Consider the following 11445-nt stretch of genomic DNA (forward strand, 5'->3'; position numbering starts at 1 on the left):
TAAAAAGAATAATTGCCGTTGCTAGTGGCAATTATTCTTTGATTAAATTTATAATGTATTGTTTTAGATGCTGCGTTTCCATAGTCATAAGATAATCGACATCATACTCATTTAAATCAGCGATCACATGTATTATTTTCTTCATTGCTGAAATTTCAGAATTAGCAATTGCTAAAAAGAATACTAATTTAACTTTATTTTGTTTCCATAGTAACCCATGAGGGCATTTAAATATAATGACCTGTGAACGCAACACCTTTTCAGGGTCACCATGTGGCATACTAATGCCATTCCCTATATATGTTGAAGCATATTTTTCACGTTCCAATGCACTCTTCATATAACTTTCCGTAATGGCATGTTGTTTCATTAAAAGCGATTGTGCTTTTTCAAAAATATGGGTTACAGTGACGTCATCTGTCATCTTTTGAACATCAAATTGAATTGCAGATATTTCATCCTGTTTTAGCACAGGATTTCTTTTACTATTAATAAATGATTTAATTTGTTTTATGTCATTATCTGAAAGCAAAGGGGATACCTCTATCACGTGTAATGTATCTGGTAAATCCTTGGTATTAATGGGATGCGTAGTAATCAGCATATCAATATTTGAAAAGTTGTAATGAGACATCCGCTCTAATTTTAAAGTATCAACAATATTTATATGATCATCTAAATTCGCAATTTTAACTTCCAACAAATTAGATATTCCTAAACCATAATAACAAGTTATCACAATATTAATTTCATCTTTTTTATTACGGTCAATGGACGATTGAAAATGTAATGCTAAAAAGGCAATCTCATCTTCTACTAGGTTTAGATTTGAATCTTTCTCCAGGTATTTTACAGTTTCATACAATGCATTAAAAACAAAAGGATAATATTTTTTAATCTCATCAGTTAATGGATTATTGATATATACATTTTTAGCAATACGCAAATACGCTCTACTAAAGTGTGCTTGAATATTTTCGCGTAAAATATTGTCTTGGGTAAAATTGATACCAACTATTTTTTCCATGTGCTTTATCATGCGTGCTACATAGCTTTCGACAAAGAGTGTTTCTATTCCCAAATCGTATTTATTAAAATAATAGCTAATAAAAAAAGAAAATAACTTAGCAGTATCTTTAAATAAACCATAAGCTAATTTATGATTGATATCCTCTATACATTGCATTGCTATTTCTTCTGCCTCTTTATTTACCACCCATGAATCTTCGCTTGTTTTTTTCCTTTTTATAATAATAATCAAATGAATAAGTAATTGTTGAATACGCATATCAGAAGTAAACAGATGATGTTGTTCTAATCTGTTTTTAATAATATAACAGATAGATTTAATGTGCGCTTGAGGTATTTCATTAAGTATAAAAGCTTCTACTGTCTTTTCCTTATTAGATAATTGATTTAAATGTAATATCGCATTTCTGATATTCATTTCATTACCTATTATGGTAATACCTTTTTTCTTAATGACATCAACATCAATATCAAAAGACGCACACCAAGCTTTTATTCTATTTATATAATCATAAGCTTCCGTTTTTGTTATCACATATTCTGATTCTATTTGATCAATTGTATTTGGTTTTTGATACATTAATAATTCGTAACCGAGTTTCATTAATTTTTCATTTTCTTTCGTTAAAAACGAATGTACCAATGTCTCTAATTCAGCCTCATCATAATGGTCACCATTGAGTTTATACCCTTTACCTTTAACACTTGTAATCAAATGATTTATAATTTCGTTATTAATGTATTTAATATCATTTCTCACTGTTCTATTTGAAACATTTAAATAACTTGCTATTTCATCTGCGCTTAGATAATGATTACTGTTATTTAGCAATAACCTAATGAGTTTAGCATGTCTTACCAACATGATTGCACCGCGCTTTCTAATCGTTTGAATTTTTATTAAATTCAATATTAATATTTAAATACATTGTAGCCATACCCTCACATTAAAGCAAGAAGTCACACTAAGATACCTTTGATAAAATGATGTATAAATCATTTCGATTACATTTAATTATCATGTTTCACAAAAAGCAATATTTAATATGTTTTGTATATGAACACCTAAAATCTGTGTTTGATATATTTAAAGCTTGTTTGCACAATTACTAATTATTGGTTTTGAACGCTCATAAGTTTGAAAATTGGATAGCGTCTGAATGTTATTAAATATTAAAATAATACTAACCCAATAAAACAAAAATATGAATACCAAATAAAAAATGGCAATTTCTAGATAAAATCTAGAAATTGCCTTTTTTTATTTGCTACGAGATACTTATGTTTCTATCTCTATACTAAAGGAAATTATTTTTGTGCTATATTAATTGTTTGTCTGATATATTGATATGCTTCAATTAGCTGTTGTTCTTCCTGCTCATCCAATGCTATAGGATACCTTTGGACAATGCCATATTGGTCAACTAATGTCGGTAAACTATACGCCCCATCATCTAGCCCATATTCCTGACTGATTGATGTTAATGGCATAATTGTACGCTGATTTAAAGCAATCGCTTGTATCAAAGCAGTCGTCACCTTGGAAATAGCTGCATTGGTCCACCCTTTTTGATAAAAAACATCCATTGAAACTTCATTTATAATAGACGTTATATGTGCCTTATCAATCGCTGGCGCTTGACTTAAAGCTTCATACTCTGATAATTCCATACCGTGAATACGTACTTTGCTCCATACAGGCACTGCATACTGACCATGTTCACCAATAACAAAAGCTTCAACATTTTTAGGATCAATTTGGTAATGCTGAGCGACAATAGTTTTGAATCTTGAACTTTCTAATGCTGTACCCGTCCCAATTATTTTATGCGATGGATAATTGACTTGATTGGCAAAATATACCATCGAATCTACTGGATTAGAAATTAAAATAATAATTGCTTCTTGCGTAACTTCAGCAATTTGCTTCATCACATTTTTTATAATGTCATGGTTATCTTGTGCCAATAATGTTCGGTCGCCATCGTTTTTATCTGTTTGTATACTTGCGGCAATAACTATAAAATCTGCGTCAGCTAAATCTTGGTACGCGCCTGCTTTAATTCTCACATGACTGGTATTAAACAGTCCTTGTGAATGATTATGATCAAGCGCTTCACCACTAGCAATTTCTTCTTTGCTATCAATCAATACAATTTCTGAAAATAAATTCAAATACTGAACGTCTGTCAATACTTGACTGCCTACTCTACCAAGTCCAACAATTCCTAACTTAGACATGTCTAACCATACCTCCTCTGTTTGTTAAAACTTATATTCATAAATCAATATTTTTATTTTTCATAAGGTATAACATCTTCATTATATTCTTTTTTAATAAACTTTTTCATATCTTCAGATTGTAAAACTTTTAGTAATGTTTGATATTTTTTGTCATCTTTATGACCTTTTTGAACTGCAACAATATTGGCAAATGGTGATGATTTATCTTCTATTGCAATAGCGTCTTTGTGTGGCGTTAAACCATTATCAATCGCGTAATTAGAATTCATGATTACAGCTGCGCCTTCTTTACTTTTATAAGTTTTAGGTAAAAATTCTGCCCCTTGTTTATTGTTAAACTTGAGATTCTTTTTGTTTTCTACAATATCTTCAAATTTGGCATCTTCAATTTTGACACCTTTTTTAATTTTTATTAACCCTTTATCTACGAAAAATGATAAGAAACGTCCTTCTTCAGCTGGATTATTAGAAACATAAATTGTAGAACCATTCGGGATGTCTTTGATATCTTTATATTTTTTACTGTATACACCCATTGGTGTCGTAAATACTTTCCCTACTTCTTCAATATTATAATTATGGTCTTCTCTTTCAGCCTTTAAATAAGGCACATGTTGAAAGAAGTTTGCGTCCACGTCACCTTTATCTAAGAGTTTATTGGGTACTTTATAATCATTAACAACTTTAATTTCTAAATCATAACCTTTTTTCTTCATTTCCTCTTTCGCATGTTTCAGAACTTCACCATGAGGTGCTGGTGATGTAGCAATTGTGATCTTTTTATTCTCTTTATCTTTGGACGAACCACAAGCTGCAAGTATTAAAGCAAAACATACTAAAACAGTTAAACTAATGACCTTTTTCATAACATCTCTCCTTAACTTTATCTAAAAATAAAATTCACTCATTATGTAAAAAAATACTTTCTCTTAATAAAATAAAGAGAAAGTATGCACCTTCTCTTATCTTCGAAAGTAATCATTGTTACTTTCTGTGAATTAGCACCATTTCGTTAAACGATGGTTGCTGGGCTTCATCGGGCACGTCCCTCCGCCTCTCTAAATAAGAGTCAATCATATGTATTTGAGTTGTATTAATCCTAGCATTCCACTCATGTTTAGTCAATGAAATTTTAGAAAATTCTAATTTATTAATGATTAATCTAATATTAATAAAATTGTTCCATGTGAAACGAATACATTTACACTAAAAGTAGTGAACATTTAGTAACTCAGCTACTTAAACTAAGTAGACTTTTAAAATTACTAAACATAATAAAAAAACGTCAATTCCATTAGAAATTGACGTTTTTTGCATACATTTTTTATAATCTTTTCTAATCATCATCAAATATGATTTTCAAAAAATATTATATTTTTATACAGAAAAACTTAATCTTGGAACAAATGTTTCAAAATGAATACGTTCTTCTGGAATTTCAAGTGCTTGTAAATTTAACATCATTGAATTTAAGAATGAACTTCCACCACAAATATAAATTTCTGTTTCATCATCAAGATATGCCTCTAAATCTTTTTTTTCTATATAACCATCCTCATCACGTAAATGAGCATGAAATATACTTTTCTCTGATTTTGCGTTAATTGATTTAATTGTATCTTCAAAAGCAATATTATCGCTATCTGAAGTTACCTGAATAAATGTAGCAGATAAATTAGCTTCAACAGCTTCTCTATACATTGAAACAAGTGGTGTTACACCTACGCCAGAACCTAAGAATAATTGTTTTTTATCTTTATTTACTAAACCAAAACCACCTACTGGTGCAGATAACTCTAATGTATCTCCAATTTTAACTTCGTCATGTAAAATCGTTGAAACTTCACCTTCATGTTCTTCTGTAAAATCTTTTCTTACACCAAATGTTAAATAATCACGATTTCCATCTACAATGGAATAATGTCTTTTAGCCTGATAAGGTAATTTCTTATTTGAAATATTTACAGTAATATACTGACCTGGTGTGAATTGACTTAAATCAATATCCTCTGATTGAATCGTAAATGATTTAATGATTTCTGTTTCTTTTTGAATATCAGTGACTTCAAACGGTTTAAATCCTTCCCAAGCCATTTGGCTATAAACTTCTTTTTCTAAGCCAATAAATGCGTCTGCGATTGCTTGATAAGCTTTAATCCATGTTTGAATAATTTCACTATCATCAGTCAATCCAGTTACTTCTTGAATCGCCCAAATTAAATTTTCACCTACAATCGGATAATGCTCAGGTTGAACTTGTAACGCACAATGTTTGTAGACCACTGGCATGATAACCGGAACAATTGGAGATAAATCATCAATATTATCAGCTGCAGCTAAGACAGCCATAGCTAGTGCTGAAGATTGTAAACCTTTTTTCTGGTTCGTTTGGTTAAATACATTTTTCAATTCTGGATGCTCTTCAAATAACCTTTTATAAAAAATAGAAGTAATATTTTGTCCCTCGTCTTTTAGAAGTGGCACTGTTTCTTTAATTATTTTGATTTCTTCATTCGTTAACATAAAATCTCTCCTTAATAGTAATTTAAGATAGTTTAAGACAAAATAATTATATTAAATCACCTTATTCAAATAAATTACTAACATATTTATTATCATTTTAAGATATTAATGAAAGCTATCTTTAGCATACTATTCATATCATTTTTGTAAAATCAAGTGTTTGGAAAAGAATGTTATGACTATAAAATTAGAGCGTATTTGTGGTTCTAGTATTTGTATATTAACAGATAGCATTGGGCCTAATGGTATTTCTAAAGAAGAAACTAATTTAGATTGTTGGATATATGATATTGCCCTTCAAAAAAATAATGATAAAAAAGCTCTAAAAAAACACTTTAAAAATAAAAAATAGCACAAAATAACAGTACTATGACCTAGTTATTTTGTGCTAAAAATGAATAACATATGCAAGCAGTTGTTTTAAAAGGATGGCTTAAAACAGTCATTTTTCAAACACCTTGTAATAAAAAATCTATGCCACTTAAGTGTGACCAAGCTAAGTGATAGATATTTTTAATTTTAACTTGTTTTCTATTCTTTTTAATTGGCATATCTTCTTTTATATTTTTTCTAGGAGCCTTGTTTTTTATAGGTTTTATTGGGCCACCAGATGCTTTCGAGCTAAACATTACACATTTACCCTTTAAATCTCTTATCCATCCATTTTCAAACCAACCTAAATGACTCCCATTAAAACCATATACTTTATTACATTGAAAATAAACGACTGCTCTACCATTAAAAAGATAAATATGGATATTATCTTCGGTATAGGCTGTAGCATCACCATTTTTGTCGTAAAAGTTCATTTTAAACCTTCTTTAATGCTTATTTTTATAGTTAAAAATATATTTTACAATTAAAAAATTCATTACAGTTAAAGCTATAATAATACTGTGAGTATTTGAAAGTTAAATTTAAAAACATTTTTTATTTTAAGTGTAATCCACCACTTACGGGGAAGTAATGTCCTGTGTAAAAACCATCATCGTCATTCACAAAAAAGTTAACTGCACGAACAACATCTTCTGGTTTAGCTATTCTTTTAGCGGGTGTTATTTCGGCAATACTTTTAATAATCTTAGTTTGTGATTTAGTTCGGTCTGTTTCTATCATACCTGGACCAACAACATTCGAAGTGATACCATATTCACTCATTTCAAGTGCTACATATTTTGAAAAAGTACTTATTGCAGCTCTAGAACTACCATGATGAGCTACATTATTTGACGGTTTTTCACTAGATAATGATCCTATATAAATAATACGACCATAATGATTTTGTTTCATAGTGCCTAAAACAGCTTTTGTCATATTAAAGGCTGCGCCCATATCTTCATTTAAATTTTTAGACATGTCTTCCCAAGTCATGTCTTCAATTGACATTGGTCTAAATAATGGACCAGCATTGTTTACCAAAATATCAACAGTACCGAATGATTTTAATGCTTCATTAACTACTCTCTGCGAGCCATCAATGGTTGTGACGTCAGCTTGCACAATAATGGCGTTGGAACCTAAATCTTTAATTTTTTCTTGGACACCTTCAATACTTTTTTCATCATTTAAGTAATTCAATACAATATTGACACCTTTTTCTGCTAAATTTATAGCAATAGCAGCCCTAGACCTCTACCGGATCCTGTAACAATCGCAACTTGATTATTTATAGACATATTTTGTACTCCTTTGATTTAAATATTGTATTCATTTCCCATAGATATAGATATTCTATTCCATGTATTAATTTGTGCAATTGTAAATATTAAATCGGCATATTCCTCTTCGTTATAATTTTCACGAACGCGATTATAGAGCGCATCCGGAACTTTATGATTAGAAATTAACGTAACATGTTCAGCTAATTCTAGTGCCAATTTTTCAGCGTCGCTGTATATATTAGTATCTTCCCAAGCATTTAATAAATAAATTTTCTTTTCGTCTATACCTCGTTTTCTAGCATCTGTAGTGTGCATGTTTAAACAAAATGCACAACCATTCAATTGAGAAACTCTTATTTTTATTAATTCTTGCAATTTGTTGTCGATTGTATTTTTTTTCAATAATTTTTCCATTTCATACATTAATTCAATATTATCTGAGGCAATTTCTTCATAATTCATTCGTAAACTCATCTTATACACTCCTTATTTTTTAATGTAATTGATAGATACGTCTGTCATGATACTTAAATCTATTTCTGTTAATTTTTGCTCTATAAGCTCTACTATATTTTGTAAATTTGCTTCATCATTTTTATTAAAACGATGAATCGTTGGTGTATCTATATCTAACACGCCAATTATCATATTATCTACAAATATAGGTAATACAATTTCTGATTTACTGTTTGAATCACAAAATATATGATTTGGATATTCGTAAACGTCTTCTACATTTATTAAATTACGCTGTGTTACAGCATCTCCGCATACACCAGATTCCAATTTTAAATGTGAACAAGCTGGTTGTCCTTGAAAAGGACCTAATAATAATTCTTCATTTTTTATAAAATAAAAGCCTAGCCAATTTACATTTGGTAAATTTGAATAAAGTAAAGATGAGATATTAGAAAAAATGGTAATAGGTTCTACTTCATCTTCTATTAAAGCTACTAATTGCTTAGCTAAACTGCCATAGTTTGTGGAATTATTAGTCATTATGACTACTCCTAATTTTATTCTTTATTTTTTATAAGATAATCTTGTACTTCTTTTTTATTCTTATAATCATTAGTGAAAAACACAGCCTGTGGTTTATCTAATTGATCATAATATGTGATTGAAAATGTTGGTATTTAAGACAATTTCTATATGATTATCAGCAAAAAATTCTCTTTTTCTAATAAAGGTATAGAAGTATTTTCATTATCTTGCATCCACACTTTCGTCAAAGGGGGATTATCATATGGCAATCGTTCCTCACTTTGAACAATTTTAATGCCACCTTGATACCCTTTTTACTTAATTTCTTTACTGCAAATATACTTACTATAGACCCACCTACAATTACAACATTATCATCCATATTAAAGTACTTCTTTATAAATTATATTTGTTGATAACATCATGATTACCTGTCACAGAGATTGTTGCACCAGTTATATAACTTGATTTTTCTTCACAAAGAAAATTAATGACACGAGAAATATCTTCACCATATTCTTTTCTTTGAATCTCAAAATGAGATAATTCATTTCTTTTATACTCAGCTATATTTTTTTCCTTATCATCACCTAAAATATCACCTGGACAAACTGTATTAAATGTTATTCCAAAACGCGCTTCTTCTTTTGATAAAGTTTGTGTTAATGATATGACACCTGTTTTTGCAGCGGCATATGCGCCTCGATATATCCAACCTGGTATATTTTGGCTTTGATCAAAACCAAATGTTATAACTCTCCCCCATTTATTCTTCCTCATAATAGGAATAACTTCTTTAACTAAAATGAAAAAACTTTTTAAATTACCGTCAACCATAGCATTCCATTCTTCATAAGTAGTATCGACAATGGTTTTCTTCCCCTTAATAAATGGTCCTGCATTATGAATTAAAATGTCTAAGCGCCCCATAGTAGACATAATTGTTTGAATCATATTTTTTACATCATTTATTTTTGATACGTCTGCTTGGATTGCTATAACATTCACACCAAATTTATGCTTGATTTCATCAACTAATTTTTGTGCTTCTTCCTTACTTTTTCGATAATTAATAACTATATCAATTTCATTAGCAGCTAAATCAAGTGCTGTTTTCTTACCCAAACCTTTTGCACTACCAGTAATTAAGGCTACTCTTCTACACATAATTACACACCTTATTCTAATTATTTATTGATTAAAGTTAAAAATTCATTTCTTGTATTATAATTTTTATGAAATAACCCATGTACAGCTGAAGTGATTGTAGAAGATTGTTCTTTCTTGATACCTCGGCTACACATACACATATGTTTAGCTTCAATCACTACCATGACACCTCTAGGTTCTAACACCTCATTGATTGCTTGTGCAATTTGAGTTGTTAATCTTTCTTGTACTTGAAATCTTCTCGCATATCCTTCGACTACTCTAGCAATTTTTGATAATCCAGTTACCTTTTCATTAGGTATATAACCAACATGAACAACACCATAAAATGGAGCAAAGTGATGTTCACACATTGAATAGAATTCTATATCCTTGACCAAAACCATGTCGTCTTGTTTAACATCAAACGTTTTTGCTAAATGCGTTTTAGGATCTTCATTATACCCTTCTGTATATTCTAAAAAAGCTTTAATAAAACGATAAGGGGTATCGATGAGACCATCTCTATCAGGATCATCTCCACATAATTCTATGATGTTTCTCACACTTTCCATTGCAAGATTCATCTGTCTTTTTTTCTCTTCAACATTATTGACAAAATTACTTGAGATAAGATCATTTACTTTTTCTTCCAAATCTATATCTTCCATATCTACACCACTTTTTAATTATTATTTATGATCACAAATTGCTTGCTTAAGCTTGCCTTTATTATTTATCTAAATAATAGCAAAAACAAACGTTCTGCTTAATAAAATATAGATTTTCAAATAATTGATTAACATTGAAATTAAATTATTCGGGTAATAATTTAATAACTGATTAATATATAACATCGTTTAAATTTATTTTTTGACGGTTATTGGAGGAATTAAGGTGAAAAATGTAGGCATTATTGGGGGCCTCGGACCTGAATCAACAGTGGACTATTACCAATCTTTCATTCATAAGTACCAAGACAGAAAAAACAGTAAAAAAACACTTCCTGAGTTATTTATTAATAGCATTAATATGTATAATATTTTTGAATATATTAATAACAATCAATTTGAAGAATTAGCAAACTATGTAGGAAATGCAGCAAAAAAATTAGAAGATATTGGTGCAGATTTTATAATTATAGCTGCAAACACGCCACATATAGTATTTAATGAAATTGAAAAAATGGTAAATGTACCAATGATCAGTATCGTAGATGCAACATATGAATGCGCAGATGAAGAAAACTTACAATCATTAGGTCTTTTAGGAACTAAATTTACAATGGAACATGATTTTTTCAAAAAACAATTCACCAAAAATAATAAGCATGTTGTCGTACCTAATGAGAATGAACAACAACTAATACACCAAAAAATTGTTGATGAATTGGAAAATGGTATTGTAAATCAAGAAACTAAAGAAGACTTTCTAAAAATCATCAGTCGAATGACAAAAGAAGACAATATTGATGGTTTAATTTTAGGATGTACAGAATTACAAATGCTTTTTGATAAAAATGATTTTAATATTCCAATTTTAGAAACAATGGATATTCATGTAAATAAAATGGTTGAGGAGGTTTTTAAATGAGAGAATTAATTGGTCAATGTGAAAATTGCCATAAAGATGTTTTTTGTTTAAATGGTTTTTTAAATGGCGTGCATAAAAATAATCATTTGTATTGTTTTGAATGTATTGATACTGTCAAATAATTATTTAATTAAACACTTTTTCAAATACTTGTGATGTCAATAAAACATGATTAAATATGATTAATAACAAAGTATATTCATCGCATCAATTTGATAAATTAAAACGAAAAATGGCTAATTTCTCCAGAATTCTTAAAAGT

13 protein-coding genes and 1 riboswitch are annotated in these 11445 nt (G+C 29.3%); of the genes, 3 read left to right on the forward strand and 10 right to left on the reverse strand.

The features are described from left to right. Positions 1 to 31 precede the first annotated feature (31 nt). The 4 genes from KA824_RS06660 to KA824_RS06675 all read right to left on the reverse strand — a co-directional run bounded on the left by KA824_RS06660 (position 32) and on the right by KA824_RS06675 (position 5796). Entirely contained in the window at positions 32 to 1894 is a 1863-nt protein-coding gene (locus KA824_RS06660) for a BglG family transcription antiterminator (RefSeq protein ID WP_107504498.1), read from the reverse strand. Between the two features lie 443 nt (positions 1895 to 2337). After that, a complete protein-coding gene (locus KA824_RS06665; protein WP_181187329.1) occupies positions 2338 to 3270 on the reverse strand; it encodes a lactate/malate family dehydrogenase in 933 nt (310 codons plus the stop codon). Positions 3271 to 3323: 53 nt separating this feature from the next. After that, positions 3324 to 4139, reverse strand: coding sequence for a MetQ/NlpA family ABC transporter substrate-binding protein (locus tag KA824_RS06670; RefSeq protein ID WP_181187328.1), 816 nt, complete (start codon positions 4137 to 4139; stop codon positions 3324 to 3326). Positions 4140 to 4232: 93 nt separating this feature from the next. Further along, positions 4233 to 4342, reverse strand: a riboswitch (SAM riboswitch). Between the two features lie 308 nt (positions 4343 to 4650). Continuing rightward, positions 4651 to 5796, reverse strand: coding sequence for a globin domain-containing protein (locus tag KA824_RS06675; RefSeq protein WP_107504500.1), 1146 nt, complete (start codon positions 5794 to 5796; stop codon positions 4651 to 4653). 175 nt (positions 5797 to 5971) lie between these two features. Between KA824_RS06675 and KA824_RS06680 the strand changes: the two genes are divergently transcribed. Beyond that, entirely contained in the window at positions 5972 to 6148 is a 177-nt protein-coding gene (locus KA824_RS06680) for a DUF488 family protein (protein WP_154409504.1), read from the forward strand. A gap of 97 nt (positions 6149 to 6245) precedes the next feature. On the opposite strand, the gene KA824_RS06685 is transcribed toward KA824_RS06680, so the two are convergent. The 6 genes from KA824_RS06685 to folE form a co-directional block, all read right to left on the reverse strand. After that, on the reverse strand, positions 6246 to 6605 hold the full coding sequence (locus KA824_RS06685; protein WP_107383545.1) for a 4-fold beta flower protein: 360 nt from the start codon (positions 6603 to 6605) through the stop codon (positions 6246 to 6248). Positions 6606 to 6726: 121 nt separating this feature from the next. Continuing rightward, positions 6727 to 7413, reverse strand: coding sequence for an SDR family NAD(P)-dependent oxidoreductase (locus tag KA824_RS06690; protein WP_119517793.1), 687 nt, complete (start codon positions 7411 to 7413; stop codon positions 6727 to 6729). A gap of 77 nt (positions 7414 to 7490) precedes the next feature. Continuing rightward, on the reverse strand, positions 7491 to 7931 hold the full coding sequence (locus KA824_RS06695; protein WP_107504502.1) for a carboxymuconolactone decarboxylase family protein: 441 nt from the start codon (positions 7929 to 7931) through the stop codon (positions 7491 to 7493). A 12-nt stretch (positions 7932 to 7943) separates the two neighbouring features. Then, positions 7944 to 8456, reverse strand: coding sequence for a GAF domain-containing protein (locus KA824_RS06700; protein WP_181187327.1), 513 nt, complete (start codon positions 8454 to 8456; stop codon positions 7944 to 7946). Between the two features lie 381 nt (positions 8457 to 8837). Beyond that, positions 8838 to 9608: an SDR family oxidoreductase gene (locus KA824_RS06705; RefSeq protein WP_119517792.1), complete on the reverse strand. Its 771-nt coding sequence runs from the start codon at positions 9606 to 9608 to the stop codon at positions 8838 to 8840. A gap of 20 nt (positions 9609 to 9628) precedes the next feature. Further along, entirely contained in the window at positions 9629 to 10261 is a 633-nt protein-coding gene (gene folE, locus KA824_RS06710) for a GTP cyclohydrolase I FolE (protein WP_107383540.1), read from the reverse strand. A 226-nt stretch (positions 10262 to 10487) separates the two neighbouring features. Here folE and KA824_RS06715 point away from each other — a divergent pair, with 226 nt between their 5' ends. Together KA824_RS06715 and KA824_RS12950 are read left to right on the forward strand one after the other, a co-directional pair. After that, positions 10488 to 11183: an aspartate/glutamate racemase family protein gene (locus KA824_RS06715; RefSeq protein WP_119517791.1), complete on the forward strand. Its 696-nt coding sequence runs from the start codon at positions 10488 to 10490 to the stop codon at positions 11181 to 11183. Next, positions 11180 to 11305, forward strand: coding sequence for a hypothetical protein (locus tag KA824_RS12950; RefSeq protein ID WP_258230511.1), 126 nt, complete (start codon positions 11180 to 11182; stop codon positions 11303 to 11305). The genes KA824_RS06715 and KA824_RS12950 overlap by 4 nt, the downstream gene beginning before the upstream one ends. The last annotated feature ends 140 nt before the right edge of the window (positions 11306 to 11445 follow it).

This window comes from Staphylococcus sp. GDY8P198P, assembly GCF_017891615.1.
Taxonomy (GTDB): domain Bacteria; phylum Bacillota; class Bacilli; order Staphylococcales; family Staphylococcaceae; genus Staphylococcus; species Staphylococcus cohnii.